General features: G+C 45.5%; 15 protein-coding genes. 8 read left to right on the top strand and 7 right to left on the bottom strand.

The window, feature by feature from the left end; genetic code table 11:
- Positions 1-150: 150 nt before the first annotated feature.
- Both ABVM99_RS00705 and ABVM99_RS00700 read right to left on the bottom strand, forming a co-directional pair.
- Positions 151-1269 (bottom strand): S-(hydroxymethyl)glutathione dehydrogenase/class III alcohol dehydrogenase, encoded by a 1119-nt coding sequence (locus tag ABVM99_RS00705; protein WP_000842141.1) that lies wholly within the window; start codon positions 1267-1269, stop codon positions 151-153.
- Between the two features lie 31 nt (positions 1270-1300).
- The gene (locus ABVM99_RS00700; RefSeq protein ID WP_001120770.1) at positions 1301-1576 is read right to left on the bottom strand and encodes a metal/formaldehyde-sensitive transcriptional repressor; all 276 of its coding nucleotides are present in this window, start codon (positions 1574-1576) and stop codon (positions 1301-1303) included.
- 523 nt (positions 1577-2099) lie between these two features.
- Between ABVM99_RS00700 and ABVM99_RS00695 the strand changes: the two genes are divergently transcribed.
- Complete coding sequence (locus ABVM99_RS00695; protein ID WP_023888773.1) at positions 2100-2501, top strand: hypothetical protein; 402 nt, start codon at positions 2100-2102, stop codon at positions 2499-2501.
- Positions 2502-2629: 128 nt separating this feature from the next.
- Here the strand turns inward: ABVM99_RS00695 and ABVM99_RS00690 are convergent, their stop codons facing one another.
- Positions 2630-3346, bottom strand: coding sequence for a hypothetical protein (locus tag ABVM99_RS00690; protein ID WP_001588428.1), 717 nt, complete (start codon positions 3344-3346; stop codon positions 2630-2632).
- Between the two features lie 424 nt (positions 3347-3770).
- Between ABVM99_RS00690 and sseJ the strand changes: the two genes are divergently transcribed.
- Complete coding sequence (gene sseJ / locus ABVM99_RS00685; RefSeq protein ID WP_052938182.1) at positions 3771-4997, top strand: SPI-2 type III secretion system effector SseJ; 1227 nt, start codon at positions 3771-3773, stop codon at positions 4995-4997.
- A 120-nt stretch (positions 4998-5117) separates the two neighbouring features.
- On the opposite strand, the gene ABVM99_RS00680 is transcribed toward sseJ, so the two are convergent.
- Positions 5118-5462: a DUF1294 domain-containing protein gene (locus tag ABVM99_RS00680; protein WP_017441316.1), complete on the bottom strand. Its 345-nt coding sequence runs from the start codon at positions 5460-5462 to the stop codon at positions 5118-5120.
- A 933-nt stretch (positions 5463-6395) separates the two neighbouring features.
- Here ABVM99_RS00680 and ABVM99_RS00675 point away from each other — a divergent pair.
- From ABVM99_RS00675 to ABVM99_RS00650, 6 genes are all read left to right on the top strand, one after another.
- Positions 6396-7157: a transporter substrate-binding domain-containing protein gene (locus tag ABVM99_RS00675; RefSeq protein ID WP_001727062.1), complete on the top strand. Its 762-nt coding sequence runs from the start codon at positions 6396-6398 to the stop codon at positions 7155-7157.
- Between the two features lie 6 nt (positions 7158-7163).
- Positions 7164-7811 carry an amino acid ABC transporter permease gene (locus ABVM99_RS00670; RefSeq protein WP_023194419.1) on the top strand — a complete coding sequence of 216 codons (648 nt, stop codon included), beginning with the start codon at positions 7164-7166 and terminating at the stop codon, positions 7809-7811.
- A 24-nt stretch (positions 7812-7835) separates the two neighbouring features.
- Positions 7836-8567, top strand: coding sequence for an amino acid ABC transporter ATP-binding protein (locus ABVM99_RS00665; protein ID WP_023194418.1), 732 nt, complete (start codon positions 7836-7838; stop codon positions 8565-8567).
- Positions 8564-9244: an amino acid ABC transporter permease gene (locus tag ABVM99_RS00660; protein WP_000560174.1), complete on the top strand. Its 681-nt coding sequence runs from the start codon at positions 8564-8566 to the stop codon at positions 9242-9244. Before ABVM99_RS00665 ends, ABVM99_RS00660 begins: the two co-directional genes overlap by 4 nt.
- 136 nt (positions 9245-9380) lie before the next feature.
- The gene (locus ABVM99_RS00655; RefSeq protein WP_023194361.1) at positions 9381-10931 is read left to right on the top strand and encodes a glycosyltransferase family 39 protein; all 1551 of its coding nucleotides are present in this window, start codon (positions 9381-9383) and stop codon (positions 10929-10931) included.
- A gap of 463 nt (positions 10932-11394) precedes the next feature.
- Positions 11395-12057 (top strand): class I SAM-dependent methyltransferase, encoded by a 663-nt coding sequence (locus ABVM99_RS00650; RefSeq protein WP_000683309.1) that lies wholly within the window; start codon positions 11395-11397, stop codon positions 12055-12057.
- A 270-nt stretch (positions 12058-12327) separates the two neighbouring features.
- On the opposite strand, the gene cybB is transcribed toward ABVM99_RS00650, so the two are convergent.
- The 3 genes from cybB to hrpA all read right to left on the bottom strand — a co-directional run bounded on the left by cybB (position 12328) and on the right by hrpA (position 17741).
- Positions 12328-12858, bottom strand: a complete 531-nt coding sequence (gene cybB, locus ABVM99_RS00645) for a cytochrome b561 (protein ID WP_023194362.1) — start codon at positions 12856-12858, stop codon at positions 12328-12330.
- A gap of 116 nt (positions 12859-12974) precedes the next feature.
- Complete coding sequence (locus tag ABVM99_RS00640) at positions 12975-13775, bottom strand: YdcF family protein (protein WP_023194363.1); 801 nt, start codon at positions 13773-13775, stop codon at positions 12975-12977.
- Positions 13776-13838: 63 nt separating this feature from the next.
- Entirely contained in the window at positions 13839-17741 is a 3903-nt protein-coding gene (gene hrpA / locus ABVM99_RS00635) for an ATP-dependent RNA helicase HrpA (protein ID WP_052938208.1), read from the bottom strand.
- Between the last annotated feature and the right edge of the window lie 184 nt (positions 17742-17925).

The raw sequence follows: 17925 nt of genomic DNA, 5'->3' as shown, positions 1-17925 counted from the left end.
AAGTTTTATGCGTAAAACACGCCCGTTAGATAGTCATCGGCACTTCGTGACGTTTGCTTATCGCGAAAAGCATCGCCTTCGTCACATTTTCACAACATTCATTCCAGAAAATTCAGAAAAGCGCCAGCGGAAAATCCGCTGGCGGATGAATCAGTTATCGCCAAAATGGATAACAGTACGGATGGATTTACCCTGATGCATCAGTTCAAAGGCATCGTTAATCTGCTCCAGCGGCAGGCGGTGAGTAATAAAAGGATCTAAACGGATTTTACCGTTCATCGCATCTTCGACCATCCCTGGCAGCTGCGTGCGCCCTTTCACGCCGCCAAAGGCGGAGCCACGCCAGACGCGACCGGTCACTAGCTGGAAGGGACGGGTTTTGATTTCCTGCCCTGCCCCCGCTACGCCAATAATAATGCTTTCGCCCCAGCCTTTATGACAACATTCCAGCGCTGCTCGCATCACGTTAACGTTGCCGATACATTCAAAACTGAAATCTACGCCGCCATCAGTAAGCTCAACAATAACGTCCTGGATCGGTTTGTCGTAATCATTCGGATTAATAAAGTCCGTGGCCCCCATTTCGCCCGCCAGCGTAAATTTTTCCGGATTCGTGTCGACAGCTAAAATACGCCCGGCTTTAGCCTGAACCGCGCCCTGAATAACCGCCAGCCCAATACCGCCTAAACCAAAAACGGCAACGGTGTCGCCCGCTTTCACTTTAGCGGTGTTATGGACGGCGCCAATACCCGTCGTCACGCCACAGCCCAACAAACACACTTTATCCAGCGGCGCCTGCGGGTTCACTTTCGCCAGAGAGATTTCCGCGCAAACAGTATATTCGCTGAACGTGCTGGTTCCCATATAGTGATAAACGGGTTCGCCGTTATAAGAAAAGCGGGTAGTGCCATCCGGCATCAGCCCTTTTCCCTGAGTGGCGCGTACGGCCTGACAAAGGTTAGTTTTACCGGACTTACAGAACTTACACTCGCCGCATTCCGCCGTGTACAGTGGAATAACATGGTCGCCGGGTTTCAGGCTGGTTACCCCCTCGCCGACCTCGACTACCACGCCGCCGCCTTCGTGACCCAGTACTGCCGGGAATACGCCTTCCGGATCATCGCCGGAAAGGGTAAAAGCATCGGTATGGCAAACGCCGGTATGGGTGATTTTGACCAGAACTTCGCCTTTTTTCGGCGGCGCAACGTCAATCTCGACAATTTTTAGCGGCTGACCGGGACCAAAAGCAACTGCTGCACGTGATTTCATATATCTCTTCCTGTTACGGTGAGGGAAATTGTTATTTTAGATAAGCGCGAAGAAGATGGCCGATTTCCGCCATCCGAACCGCGCGCTGATCTGGCGTAGTTTCCCCGCTGACCAGCTCATCTTTCAGATGGATTTCAACCATTTCACTCATCAGGCCATTAGACGCGCCGCGCACGGCGGCAATCTGTTGCAGAATCGCCAGACAAGGTTCGCCAGACTCAAGCGCCCGCTCCAGCGCTTCGACCTGCCCGCGTATGCGACGAACACGGGTAAGGATACGTTTTTTATCTTCAGGTGAATGCGGCATTCGACCTCCATATACTATAGGGGGGTATACTATCATAATTTAATGTTTATGTAATTGTAAAATTACACACAATATAAAAATCAATAGCTTATAGATTTCCGGCATAGACCATCAAGAATTAGTTCACATTCAGCATATTCAGCGCACGGGAACTTTTTCAGGCCACAGACAATAAACGCCAAAGCTTCCTTTCTTAGCTGCAATGTTCTGCCCGACTGGGGTACAGAGGTAATGCCGGGTGAGTCCGGCCCCATTACCCAGAAGTAAATATTTACTCAATAGTTTTTATTTACTCACCAGGTAGTAATGAATAAAAGTTATGATATACAGATGTCAGTCTTGTAAGAACGTAACATCACAACTGCGATACACCGCCGTCGGGTAGCGAAAATATCTCAACCCTGTGTCTTTCCAGGCTTAATCAATGTGGACAAAAAATCAAATGAGCGTTATTTGAAAGATTTTTAATACCCAAAAGCGTCATCATTATTGTTAATTTGCAATCAATCTCAGGTAATAATCCATGCCTATTTCGATTTGTAAACATGGTGCTCCTTTTGTTGTTCAACATGAAAATCGGTACGGTTCCGGGGCAAGTCAGTCATCATTACTTTCAAAATCAATCCACCATATTAGCAACTCTCATGAGGCAATAAACTTTATAAGTTGCTATAGTGCAAATGGAAGCTGTTTTTCCAATGCACAGATGCTAGCCAATGCCTCAGGAAGCCCTGTTATAGGTTACTATGGGAAGGTAAATAAGTTAACAGCCAGTCTGGCTAATAGCGGTCGTATATTTCGCCCACAGCATAAGCTTGCGGCCAATATTTGTTATGTAGGTAATCGGCTTCTGAGCGGTCCAATTCAACTTGGGTTTGGCCTGAAACATCTGCTAACCTGTCACTCAAATGGTAATGTCAGATAAAGTGTCATGCCATGCCCTTCCCGGCATTGCTATTCCACAGCTTACAGATATGGGCGCTCAGTTCTTTCCTCAATCGCTGCTATGGGAAGCTCTGGCGTCATTTCACGCTCTTGCCAACCAGTATTTTATTAAAGCCTGACTTTTACCAGAGTAATCTCATAAGAGTGCCCATCTTCTGGTCTAAAAATAATAAATCTATTGTTATTTTTAGTAAAGGATTTCGACAAAATAAAACTATCATGATATCTGGCCAGGACGTAGTACCAGCCTCCATCATACAATATCATTTCGTATTCTTTCTTTAATTGTGGCTTATAGATCCCAACAAAAAAAGAAAATATAAAAAAATATATAATAAAACCAAGCATAACTATAGTGAAACAATGCCTTCGCACCCAACTGAGTTGCGTAAAACAAATCACTGGCATCAATTTACTATAAAAACGCATCCCCACCGATAGGCATAAAGCCACCAGTAAAATGATAAAAAAAAGCTCCCACAAAAACGATTCTGTTAAGAGAGAAAACTCGATAACAATTGGAATAAAGAACAAAACCGCTGCCAAAAAAAGGCGTAAGAAGCTAAGGTCGTGGATACGTGCTTTTTGCTTTACTAGAAAAAACAATAGAATACCCACTCCCCATGCTATTATGAATATAGCCATCAGACTAATCGCATGGAATAGACTTCGGGCAATGTTGTCAGGGCCGACGCCTACATACCACCACGGGAAACCATAGTACGCGGAGACGCCCCAGCCATAAAAATAGGCGCTCCCCCATCCCAGACCACCTAAATAGGCCAAAAGCATTGAAGAGTTTTTAATAATTGAATCATCACTCATTATAGTTAACTCACTTAAGAAATATTTAATATGAAAATAGAAATCAACACGTTATATAAAACGCCCCCCTTAGAAATAATAGCTGGATGATAAGTTTACCTAATTTTCCTGAGTATCAAGCCAGCTCATACCCACGCCAGCACACTAAAATCAGGAGTGGCTACTTTTTTTAGAGCTTTGCCTTAACCAGACGCACAGTCAATAATGATAGCAGTCAGATAATATGTACCCGGCATTAACCTCACGTTGTTGATGATATATTTACTTCGTTGAAAAATAATAAATATTGCATGTATTTTATTGGCGACGGCAAACTGTTAAAGAAGCGCAATTCCATATACACCATTTACCTGATTACTTTACTTGCTAATATTTGCTAGTTAATACTTTACTAAAGCGCGTTTAATAGAGTAAGGAGGACACTATGCCATTGAGTGTTGGACAGGGGTATTTCACATCATCTATCAGTGCTGAAAGATTTAATGTGATAAAAGAAAGCGCACGCCCTCCGGAATTAAGTTTATGGGAGAAAATCAAAGCATATTTCTTCACCACCTACCATGCAGAAGCGCTCGAATGTATCTTTAAACTTTACCACTATCAGGAACTGAATCTAACACCGGTACAAGTTCGCGGAGCCTACATCAAACTTCGAGCCTTAGCGTCTCAGGGATGTAAAGAACAATTTATTATAGAATCACAGGAACAGGCCGATAAGTTGATTATTAAAGATGATAATGGTGAAAATATTTTATCTATTGAGGTTGAATGTCATCCGGAAGCTTTTGGTCTTGCCAAAGAAATCAATAAATTACATCCCAAGCCAAAAAATATTTCTTTAGGTGATATTACCAGACTGGTATTTTTTGGCGACAGTTTATCTGACTCCATGGGGCGTATGTTTGAAAAAACACATCATATTTTACCTTCCTATGGTCAATACTTTGGCGGAAGGTTTACTAATGGATTTACCTGGACTGAGTTTTTATCATCTCCACACTTCTTAGGTAAAGAGATGCTTAATTTTGCTGAAGGGGGAAGTACATCGGCAAGCTATTCCTGCTTTAATTGCCTCGGTGACTTTGTATCAAATACGGACAGACAAGTCGCATCTTACACCCCTTCTCACCAGGACCTGGCGATATTTTTATTGGGGGCTAATGACTATATGACACTACACAAAGATAATGTAATGATGGTCGTTGAGCAACAAATTGATGATATTGAAAAAATAATTTCCGGTGGAGTTAATAATATTTTAGTCATGGGGATTCCCGATTTGTCTTTGACGCCCTATGGCAAATATTCTGATGAAAAAAGAAAACTTAAGGATGAAAGCACCGCTCACAATGCCCTGCTAAAAACTAATGTTGAAGAATTAAAAGAAAAATACCCCCAGCACAAAATATGCTATTTCGAGACTGCCGATGCATTTAAGATGATAATGGAGGTGGCCAGTAACATTGGTTATGATACGGAAAACCCTTATACTCACCACGGCTATGTACATCTTCCCGGGGCTAAAGACCCTCAACTGGATATATATCCGCAATACGTCTTCAATGACTTTGTCCATCCAACCCAGGAAGTCCATCATTGTTTTGCCACAATGTTAGAAAGTTTTATAGCTCATCATTATTCCACTGAATAATGTTCCATCGGCTGCGGTATGCCTTGAGCAAAACACCGCTCAATATCATAGTGCCGGTGGCATGAAAATATGAGGTTGTCTTTGCTGCCGGTTGGTCAATAAGTGATCCATACTCTATGTTCAGTAGGACAAAAATGGATAGAGTCGATAGATCGCCACCGTAACTACGGTACTCACTATCACACTGACGATAAAGTATGTTTTGAATGGCTGCTTTTGCGTTTTATGACGGAAAAGTTGTTGACCAACAATCGCACCAGGCCACCCACCGACAACCCCAAACACCAACAAAGTGGATTCCGGCACTCTGCGCCAGGTTTTACGTGCCGCCGTTTTATCTACACCGTAGATCGCCAGCGTTAGCACATTGGCGAGCAGGAACCACATCGCGACGGGATGCGATGTAAAAATGCTTCCGACCGCAGCGGAGATCAGGAGTAAATAACAAAAGCGGTTAAGATACATATTATTATGTCATAGCAATGATTAGGGTCATCGGAGCCCATTATACGCGATACATGCGCCTATGTGATGCAGAATTTTCTTTTCATTCAGCCAACGAGTCATCGAGTCATCGAGTCATCGAGTCATCGAGGATTCATTTTTAATTACCATGGTAATCATAAGGTAATTAACGTGTTGTGAACACGATTAAAATGGGTAAAGCCACCAAAAACGTTACCACCTTAACCATTGCCAGGATAACTTAATGGAGAGCCCTCTTTATTGCTGTTTGTTATCCGGTTGGCAGTCTCAGTTTTGGATTTATTTATCGTATTTATATTTATTACATAAGATGTACGATGTTAATTTGAGAATTTTATCGCGACAACCGCATATATTAAGATATTTCTGAATTAAGATTATTATCGATTAAAACAAGTTAACGTTTTGATAAACATAACAACATCGTCAGAAATCCTGATCTGTTGTCGTTTGTTCATAGGACAAATAATTTATATGCTTGCAAATATAGATAGCACGCAAATCAAATTAGCTCAGAAAATGTATTTGACAAGCAAAGATAAGTCTTTATATTGGCCCTGGATAGAGTGGTAAGATGATACTTAGAGACATTAAATACACCGTCACTGAAGCATTTATCTGCTTATCATGTAAATATGTATGCGTAAATGGAGCATAAACTATGTCCAGTATACTAATGTCTATGGTATCTTTACATTTTCACCTTTCATGGGGTCGCTGCACTCATATCCAGTTGATATCTCATGGTATATTCAATCCATTCCCTTTGATGATTCCTGTCAAACCTCCTGATTAAATTAGTTAACAGCGATGGAATACATAACGTTAAGTACTTTACGCCTGCAAATGTCAGGTTCACGCCCTAATGCTTAATTTATAATACGCATTACCTTACCACAGGAAATAGATAGCATGTTATCCAAAAAAATTGGCTTATCGATGATAGTGTTGGGAATAATGTCGTCTTCAGCTTTTGCTGATAGCATCGTTGAAGGGAGAACACTCAATGTCGCAGTATCACCGGCCTCTCCCCCTATGTTATTTAAAAGTGCTGATGGCAAATTGCAGGGGATAGATCTGGAGCTTTTTTCGTCTTACTGTCAGTCACGGCATTGTAAGCTAAACATCACCGAATATGCCTGGGATGGAATGCTTGGCGCAGTGGCGAGTGGTCAGGCAGATGTAGCATTTTCGGGAATTTCAATCACAGATAAACGTAAGAAAGTTATTGATTTTTCTGAACCTTATTACATCAACTCTTTTTATCTGGTCAGTATGGCCAATCATAAAATAACGCTCAATAACCTCAATGAATTAAATCAATATTCTATTGGATACCCTCGAGGAATGGCTTACTCCGACCTTATCAAAAACGATCTGGAGCCCAAAGGATACTACTCGTTAAGTAAAGTAAAATTGTATCCAACCTATAATGAGACGATGGCTGATCTAAAAAATGGCAATCTTGATCTGGCTTTTATAGAAGAGCCGGTTTATTTTACCTTCAAAAATAAGAAAAAGATGCCGATAGAAAGTCGTTATGTTTTCAAGAATGTTGATCAGCTTGGCATTGCCTTTAAGAAAGGCTCTCCCGTGCGCGATGATTTTAACTTATGGCTTAAAGAGCAAGGGCCACAAAAAATATCTGGCATCGTCGATAACTGGATGAAATAGTAAGCTATGTCATCAGGTAATATGCTGGCTATATTTTATTTCCTATTGGAAGGGATTGGTAATACGCTGCTTGTAACATTTACCTGTTTTCTTTCAGCGTTTTTGTTCGGGCTTACAGTCGCCGTATTACGGCGACTATCCCCCCTTCCACTACAGAAGATACTCGACGTACTGGTCTTTATTCTTCGGGGAATTCCAATACTTATTGCTGTTTTTCTTGTTTATTTTGGATTGCCATCGATTGGCATATATGTTTCACCTCTGGTGGCCATGAACCTCAGCGTCGGTTTAATCAGCGGGAGCTATCTTGCCGAGGTGTTCAGAGGGGCGCTTAAATTAGTTGAGCCATACGAAATTACGGTAGCGAAAGTAGCAGGAATGCGTCAATTACAGGTTATAATAAATATTGAACTACCACAGATGTTGCGATTTTCTGTGCCCGGTATTATCAATGAGTTTTCTTCTGTATTAAAAGCGACGCCCTTTGCTTATACTGTAGGTATCGCTGAAATAACGAAGCAGGCAATGTCACTGACAGCCATCACGCTGAACGGGGTACAGATCTATACTCTTGCCGGGGTATTATATTTCATTATTTATAAAGTTTTTACTCTTCTGGCCGGAGTGTTTGAGAAAAAATATCGCATCAGTTGAAGCATAAAAATAGAGGTGATACTCATGGCTTTACTGAAACTAAAAGAGATAAGTAAGGAATATTCAGGAAAAAAGGTTCTTGATACGGTTAGTCTAAAAATTCAATCGGGAGACATGAAAGTAGTAATGGGGCCATCGGGTTGTGGAAAAACGACGCTTTTACGCTGTCTGCTTCGATTAGAAGAGCCTGATTATGGTGATATTTATTTTCACGGGAGAAATATTTATGACAAGGAATTTACTATTCTTGAGTTCAGAAAAAAAGTCGGTTGTGTCTTCCAGAATTACGCTTTGTATCGCCATCTTAACGTCATGGATAACATTACCCTTGCCCTATGTAAAGTGTTTGGCATGCCGGGACAACTAGCCCGGGAGAAAGCCTTACATGAGCTACAAAAACTTGATATGGCCTCGCATAGCGCGAAATACCCTTCGCAATTATCGGGCGGCCAGCAGCAGCGCGTCGCCCTGGCCCGAACAATGGTCACCGACCCAGAACTCATTATTTTTGATGAGCCGACGTCTGCGCTTGATCCGCTCATGACTCGTGAAGTCGGAATGTTGATCAAACAACTTCACGACAATGGCGTCACTATATTATGCGTCACTCATGATATTCGCCTCGCCAGATTACTAAGCGATAACGTAACGTTTCTTAATCATGGCAAGATTCGTGCAGAAGGCGCTTTTACCGATCTTGCCTTACGAGAAACGGATCCAGATATCCACTGTTTTTTTAGCGAGGCACAACGATGATCGCTGGCTGGTCTCTTTTCTTTAATGACCTGACTGAACAACTGCCACTTGTTGTGGACGGTATTAAAGAAACCTGTAAACTTGCGCTGATTGTTTCCATCACCGGTTTTTTGTGGGGAATTATTATTTTCTTTCTGAGTCTTAGCCGTCGACCCGTGGTAAAAGCCATAACTCGACTGTACATGGATTTCTTTATCGGTACGCCACTCATTCTTATTCTGTTTGTTATCTATTATGGTTTACCTCAATCTGGCATTCACCTGTCCTCTTTTACCGTGGCGGTTACAGGTTTTACCTTAAATGTCGGCGCATATAATGCCGCGTACATGACAACGGCCTATAACGCATTGAATAAGTATGAAACGGAGGCAGCAGTCGTTCAGGGGTTGAACAAACGGCAGGTCTTTTTGTGGATTATACTGCCTCAGGTATTGCTGTCTTCCATTCCAGCCTTAACGAATCAGGTGATTAATAACCTTAAAGACAGCACCATCGTTTTTCTTATCCAATATACTGAGTTTTTCGCGCGAATTCAGGAGGTTGCTGCAACTAGCTTTAAATTCTTCCATGCTTACCTTTTTGCCGCCATAGTGTATCTTATTGGCGTTACCTTTATCGTCGGTTTGACCCGGTTTTTAGAGCATAGACTGCTTCGCCATTACGGTCAGGATGACTGAGTTGCACTGCACTATTCTGATTAATTCATCGCTGACATTATCAAAGTTATTTTTATTTAGTGTTGGTTAAGATTTTAACCTTCATTATTGCGTTAGGTGTCCATTCTGGTCTAAGTCTTACTCCATTGAGGATATTATGGCGCTACCACAACTATCAATATGGCAGCCCGGCGATGGGTTAAGAAAAATAAAGTATAAATATCATGTTTGTCTCATTGTTATATTCTCCGTCCTTATACGGTTGCTGTTTTTAACTGACCGCTACCTTTGGTGTGACGAAGCGTCCAGCGTGCTGATTAGTCGACATAGCGTAGATAATCTGCTCTTCCATGCCGCTTTTGACGTGCATCCCCCGCTTTATTATCTGTTACTGCATGACTGGATGATATTATGGGGTGATAGCATTGCAGCGGTACGCTCTCTCAGTCTACTCTTTGGGATCCTGACAGTTGTGCTGGTTATCGCGCTTACGCGATGGCTGGCAAATGAACGTACAGCCTTATTGGCGGGATGGTTCGCCGCCCTGATGCCGATGGCAGTCCATTACAGTCAAGAAACGCGCATGTACGCGTTAATGGGAATGCTAACGCTCGCTGCCGCGTTAGCATTGATGATGTGGATAAAAACACCCACCCATAATCGCTACCTTGTCGCGTATGCTTTACTTATGACGTTCAGCTTTTACACCCATTATTTCACCCTATTTGCACTTATTGCCCACTGGATCGCAGTAACAATATTATCCTGCCAAAGCCATAAAACGGCCTGCTACCTTAAACTTCCTGGCTGGTGGTTTGCTAACCTGGCAATTGCTGTCGCTTATCTCCCCTGGTTGCCCGTATTGTTTAATTTACTGACTCATCTGGCGCAGTTGAGAGCCGGTAATGATATCGGTTGGATTCCCCCCGTAACATGGCGTGATCTGCCTGCAATGTACTGGCATTTCTTTACCGGAAACAACGGACAGAGTTTTCCGTCGATCATTCTGTGGCTGGCTGTGGGAAGTTTTATCGGTACTGTGGGGCGAATATCTTTATGCAACGGAGAATATGAAAGATATCAGCTGATATTATTTTGTAATCTGGTCATCCCTGTAATGCTGGTCTTCATCATTTCCTGGTGGATGCCGTTATTTATCGATCGTTATTTCTTCTTCTCATCGCTGAGCATTCCTCCCCTGCTCGCGGTATTACTTACCCGCGCAAAAAAAGCGGTTTGTGGCTTCGGTTTTATCTTATTCACCTTATTATTCGGCTATGGTTCATATCATAATAATCCTGAGCACATAGACGAGTTTAAACCACTGGTAAACTATATTAATACCCGTCACCAGCCTAATGATGCCGTGGTAGTCAGTAAAATGTTCGATTATTTAAGTTATGTGTATTATAATAAGCGAGATTATCGTGCGTTTCTTTATACACCACCTAACGCACACGGAACATCAGGCAGACCGAATGCCTATGGCTTTGGTTCACTGTTTTATGCGCAAGCCGATCAGACATATATTGATACTCTGACAACGCTTTCAAAAAGTTACCATCGTGTCTGGTTGGTAAGCGGCGGTAACTTTAGTCAGGATTACCCCTTGCCGTCAGAATGGCAAAATATCGCAAAATTCAGAAGTGGTAGATTTCAGGTACAATTATTTGTAATACCAACTCAACAGGCGCGTCAAATGCAATGATTACCGTTTTCTATCCAGTGCAGTGATAAACAGTACTGCCACTGCCAGACCGCCTAAAAGTAAGGTCCAGCCAAACGCTTCAAAAACCTCAATCATATCGCCTCCAGGTAGGTGATATTAAATAAAGATGGCTATCTCAGCGTAACATTTAAAATATCAATTAATGTGCAATAATCGCTTTATGTGTATGAATAAATATTGTTCCTCATGCATTTAATTGCATTGCTATTATCATAAGGCTTAATATATTTATATTAACGATTATTAATTATCAGCTTATGATAATATGACTGTCCAATTCATTTATCAGCTATTATTATCCTCTATATTCTTTAAGATAGCCGTTTAATTCATAATATCGCCTTTATTCATCGCATTAAATTACTCACTCACCTGATTAATGCTTGCCTAACGATTGCTTCGTTGTTTTAATTCCAGCACGAAATTATTTAGTGAGAGAACAATGAAGCATACACAACAATCAGGCGCAAAAGTCTATAACCCATTCACGCTTAGCTTATATGACTGGTGGGTACTCAATATCTCAAACAAATATGCCTGGAAGTGTCCTACTGATACACGACTACTTCCTTTCTTCCTGCATCACATGGGCGAGACTCACCTGGATATTGGCGTAGGTACAGGTTATTACCTGAAACATGCACCTGCGACTCATGCCATTTCGCTGATGGATTTAAATCCGGATAGCCTGAAAATAGCCGCCAGCCGAGTGGGTAATACGAAAATCCGCGCCACACTACAACACGATGTTTTCGACACGTTCCCGGCGGACTGGCACGGGCGCTTCGATTCCGTTTCGATGTACTATCTTCTGCACTGCTTACCTGGTGAGATGACAACAAAAGCGAAGGCAATTAAAAATGCCGGTATGGCGCTTAAACCCGGCGGCACACTTTTTGGCGCCACGATTCTGGGCAAAGAGGTTCCTCACAATGCTTTTGGTAAGAAATTAATGGCTGTTTATAACAAGAAAGGAATATTCAGTAATACCAATGATTCAGCCGATACGTTACGCAGCGTGTTGGACGAACATTTCGCTAAGGTGACTTTGGAGCAACATGGCGCCGTTGCGCTATTTTCCGCCACTATGCCACGTTCATTGTAAGTACAGGCACTTCCGAGCGGTCGGCAGCGCGATCATGTGGGTTTAACCCGTTGATTAAACATTGGATTACGGGATAGCAATTGCTTATTTTATTTGTCATACAAATAAGTATAATACCCGCTTCCGATGTAGACCCGTCCTCCTTCGCCTGCGTCACGGGTCCTGGTTCGACGCAGGCGTTTTCTGTATGGAATACGCCATCCCCTCCGATAGATGCCTTGTTTGCCTAAAGCAGTTAACCCCACCAGCGACAAACGTCATGCAGGACGGTCAGTCACGCTTACGCGGCATCATCCGTAACAGCGTATTGTCTTTCCAGAAATAGTGATGAATCAAAGCAGCGATGGCATGAAGTCCAATAACAAAATAGCCCAGATTCGCCAGCGTGACGTGCCAGGATTTCAGCATATCTACGAGTTCAAAGTTAGCTTCGGCGGCATGCGGCATAGTAATGCCAAATGCGACCCAGGGATTGCCGCGGTTATACATCATGACCAGACCAATAACAGGCAGCACGATAAATAACAGGTAAATCACCAGATGTCCTAAATGCGCCATTCCGGTCATCATCGGTTTTGGACGAGGAACAATGGGCGGCGTGGGATATTTCAGCCGAATAATCAAGCGCGCCACCATTAAAAGCAAAATAGTGATACCACATGAAACATGCGTCATATTAAACCAGGGCCGATAACTACGCGGCGCAAAACCGCGTAGCTCCATCGCGGCGTAAGCCACAATAACCAGAAAAAAGACTAACCAGTGAATACCAATTTGCAGGCCGGAATACTTATTGCCCATAGCGCGTCCTGAATGAAAACCGTAAAGCGACAACATAACCAGCTTTTATAAATAATTCATCAAATTTATGAGATGGTGGTCGCACTTGCCCGTTCACCCTCGCAAACGGGCGATTTTTAGCGTAAAGCTCTCTGTTCTAACGCACTGCACAGCGTCGTATCTGCCTGCAATACCTGCCATGCGTTTTCAATATCGCGTGGGATATCAACATGAATGATAAAATCTTTACCACGCGGTCCATACCCTGTTTCATCGTCACGCAAACGTGGCAGCTCGCCGGCAATCAGAGACAGATAACGCTCCACCGTCCAGATGCCCTCTTCAACATTGGCAAAACGTGTACCGCCATTAAGGTGGCGCAGTACCGGAACAAAACCAGGAAAACTCAGCCAGCGCGGCGCATCGGTGTCGTCGTTTGTCACGCGCCGAAACGCCGCGATAGTGCGCCGCTGCATGGTGGGGTCTTGCACAACGATAGCCGTGTTAATGTTTTCTTTCGCCTGACGGATCAGTGCGCAAGAGAAACGGGCATTTTCGCCGCAATTAGTTGACCGATCTTCCAGCCAAATTTTCTCAGCCGGAATATGCCAGAACTGGTTCGCGATATCCGCGAGGATCGCGGCTTCAGCGCGTCCGGTTGTGCGAATAGTGTGGTAGCGCGGATGCCGGGCAATCACGGCGTACAAAAACGGCGTCGAATGACCTATACCGCCGCTAATCAGTAAAGGAACGCCTTGCGCTTTCGCGATGCGACAGGCCGCGTCGATAGTGGGGATCACCGCATTGCCCGCCAGGACGACGCAATCCGACGAATAAGGTTGTTCGCCGGAAAAATCATTTTGCGCCAGCCACTGTCCGACGGTATTCACCGCCAGCAATGTTTCCGCAGAGAGCGCCGGAAATGGCGTTGTATTCATAATTCCTCCTTTTTGTTCCGAACTTGTACCGGATCGCTTTGAAAGACATCGTCGCCTGGCTTTTTAGGCCGTAATCTGATCCATGGCCTGTAAAATACGCTTATCGGAAATAGGATAAGGCGTACCGAGCTGTTGGGCGAAATAACTGACACGCAGTTCTTCAATCATCCAACGGATCTCTTTAACATCATCATCTTCGCGACGCGCTGGAGGCAATTTATTTATCCATTGTTGCCACGCCTGCTGGACGCTTTCGACTTTCAGCATTTGCGCCCGATCGCGGTGCGGATCGACAGCCAGTTTCTCCAGCCGCTTTTCAATTGCCTGCAGATAACGCAGCGTATCGCCGAGACGTTTAAAGCCGTTGCCAGTCACAAAACCACGGTATACCAGACCGCTCATCTGCGCCTTGATATCGGAAAGCCCCAACGCCATGCTCATATCTACCCGCCCTTTCAGACGCTTATTGATATTGAATACGGTCGTCAGGATCCGCTCAACCTGCTTCGCGATATCCACCACAGTATCATTCAGCTCGGCGCGTACCTTTTCGTGCAGCGCGGTGAAACCTGCTTCGCTCCACACCGGTCCGCCGTTGGCATCTATCAGCTTATCTACCCCGCAGGCGATACAGTCATCAATCAACTCCAGTACTTTGCCGTACGGGTTAAAGTACAGCCCCAGCTTGGCTTTATTCGGCAATTTCTCATGCAGATACTTAATCGGTGAAGGAATATTGAGCAACAGCAGACGGCGTAAACCGCACCACATCGCCTGTTGTTGTTCCAGCGGATTATCAAACAATTTGATAGCGACGCTGTCACGCTCATCCACTAACGCCGGCCACGCCTTCACTTTATAATTACCGCGTTTCTGTTCGTAGCTTTCCGGCAGCTCGCCGAAACTCCAGATATGCAGCCCGCTCTGCTCAATGCCGTCATCCGCCACCGCCGAGAGCGTCTCCTGCACTTTGCCTTTCAGCGCATTTTTAAGCTCGGCGAGCGAACGCCCTTCCTGCAGTTTCTTGTTTTTGTCATTCACCACGCGAAACGTGATTTTCAGATGCTCGGGCACCTGATCCCAATGCCAGTCTTCCCGGTCGACCGTGACGCCGGTCATCCGGCGCAGTTCACGCTCCAGAGCGTCCAGCAGCGGCAGCTCCAGCGGCGTTACGCGACCTAAAAACGCTTCAGCATAGTTTGGCGCCGGAACAAAGTTGCGACGTACCGGTTTTGGCAACGATTTAATCAGCGCAATAACTAATTCACGGCGCAGCCCTGGGATCTGCCATTCAAAACCGCTCTCGTCAACCTGGTTAAGTAGCGGCAACGGAATATGGACGGTCACGCCGTCAGCATCCGCGCCCGGTTCAAACTGATAGCTCAAACGCAGCTTGAGATTGCCCTGGTGCCAGAAGTTCGGGTAATCCAGTTTGCTGATTTTTTCCGCGCCTTCTTTAATCAGCATACTTTTTTCAAAGTTGAGCAGATCCGGCGTCTCGCGGCTGATTTTTTTCCACCAACTATCAAAGTGGCGGGCGGAAATAACGTCATGGCTAATACGCTGGTCATAAAACTCAAACAGGGTATCGTCATCCACCAGGATATCGCGGCGGCGAGATTTGTGCTCAAGTTCCTCGACTTCCGCACGCAATTTTAGATTCTCACGGAAGAAGGCATGACGGGTTTGCCAGTCCCCCTCCACCAGCGCATGGCGGATGAACAACTCGCGACACAACGCCGGGTCAATCTGGCTGTAATTCACCTTGCGCGCGGCGACAATCGGCAGACCGTAGACAGTAACCTTTTCCGTCGCCATCACCGCGCCTTGCGCCCGCTCCCAGTGCGGTTCGCTATATGAACGTTTAATCAGGTGCTGGGCTACCGGTTCCACCCATTCTGGCTCAATGCGGGCAGCGATGCGCCCCCACAAACGGCTGGTCTCCACCAGTTCTGCGACCATTGTCCATTTCGGCGGTTTTTTGAATAAACCGGAACCGGGGAAAATAGAGAATCGGGCGTTACGCGCGCCGGTGTACTCTTGTTTATCGGCATCTTTCATCCCGATATGCGACAACAGCCCCGTTAATAACGCAACGTGAATTTCCCGGTACTCTGCGGGTTCGCTGTTTACCGGAATCCCCAGTTCTTTTACCACCTGACGCAGTTGGGTATAGATATCCTGCCACTCACGCACGCGTAAATAGTTCAGATAGTCGGTGCGACACAGACGGCGGAATTGATTCGACGACAGGGCCTTTTGTTGCTCGCCGAGGTAATTCCACAGGTTAACAAACGCCAGAAAATCGGACTCCTTATCATGAAAGCGCCGGTGTTTCTCATCGGAAGCCTGCTGCTTGTCCACTGGGCGCTCGCGCGGATCCTGAATAGAGAGTGCGGAAGTAATGATCATCGCTTCGCGCACACAGCCATGTTTTTGCGCTTCCAGAACCATACGCGCCAGGCGCGGGTCGACCGGCAGCTGAGATAATTGTCGGCCCAGCGGCGTCAGCTTATATGCCGTTTGCTGTTCGTCGGCGGTAATCGCCCCCAGCTCTTCCAACAAACGCACGCCATCCTGAATATTGCGCTTATCCGGCGCTTCAACAAACGGGAAGGCGGCGATGTCACCCAGCCCCAGGGCGGTCATCTGCAAAATAACCGACGCCAGGTTGGTACGTAGAATTTCCGGGTCGGTAAATTCCGGACGTGACAAAAAGTCATCTTCCGAATACAGACGAATGCAGATCCCTTCCGATACGCGTCCGCAACGCCCTTTACGCTGGTTGGCGGAAGCCTGTGAGATCGGTTCAATCGGCAGGCGCTGCACTTTAGTGCGGTAGCTGTAGCGGCTGATGCGCGCAGTGCCAGGATCGATCACATACTTGATACCCGGCACCGTTAGCGAGGTTTCCGCCACGTTAGTCGCCAGCACGATACGGCGTCCGCTGTGCGACTGGAAAACGCGGTTCTGTTCGCTGTTCGACAAGCGTGCATACAGCGGCAACACTTCGGTATGCCGTAAGTTCAGCTTGTTCAGGGCGTCGGCGGTATCGCGGATTTCCCGCTCTCCGCTCATAAAAATCAGGATATCGCCGGGACTTTCACGCCCCAGTTCATCAACAGCGTCGAAAATTGCCTGTAGCTGATCGCGTTCAGTGTCGTCAGCCTCTTCCACGATGGGGCGATAACGAACTTCTACGGGATACGTTCGGCCAGAGACTTCGATAATCGGCGCGTTATTAAAGTGGCACGAGAAGCGTTCCGGGTCGATGGTCGCAGAGGTAATAATCACTTTCAGATCGGGGCGACGCGGCAGAAGCTCTTTCAGATAGCCGAGCAAGAAGTCAATATTCAGGCTGCGTTCATGCGCTTCATCAATAATGATGGTGTCATACTGCATCAATAGCCTGTCCTGCTGGATTTCCGCCAGCAGGATACCGTCCGTCATCAGTTTGACCATGGTGTTGCTACTGACATGATCGCTGAAACGAACTTTATAGCCGATGCAGCCGCCAGGCTCCGTTTGCAACTCTTCGGCAATGCGGTTAGCGACGGTGCGCGCCGCCAGACGACGCGGTTGAGTATGTCCAATAAGTCCTTTAATTCCGCGTCCCAGTTCCATACAAATTTTCGGCAACTGGGTGGTTTTACCGGAACCGGTTTCCCCTGCCACGATCACCACCTGATGATCGCGGACCGCTTCCAGAATGTCCTGTTTCTTCTGGCTAACAGGCAGATTTTGCGGATAAGTGATTGAGGGGCGCGCCGCTTCGCGGAGAGCGACCTGCGTCGCAGCCTGTTCAATTTCTTTCGCCATCGTCTGGAAAATGGCCTGTTGCGCATCAGGATTTTTTACTTTCTTTACGCCATGCAGGCGGCGCGAAAAGCGCTGTTTGTCGCGCAGCATCAGTGCATCCAGCCGCTGCTGTAACACCTGAAGCGTCAACATAGATTGTTCAGTCATAAAGCTCTTGGGCAGCATTCTGCCTGTTTAAAATCGTTTTAAATGATAGGTATAGAGTACCACATTGGGGCTTTTTTTGTGTTGTTCAATAATTTCGAACAAAGGGTTCGATATATTGCGCTATCCCTGCGACATATTTGTGAATAAAGTGTCAACAAGCAACGGGGCACGCCCCTTCAAACAC

This window comes from Salmonella sp. SJTUF15591 (genome assembly GCF_043356435.1).
Taxonomy (GTDB): Bacteria; Pseudomonadota; Gammaproteobacteria; order Enterobacterales; family Enterobacteriaceae; genus Salmonella; species Salmonella enterica.
This window is presented reverse-complemented; position numbering and strand designations above follow the sequence as displayed.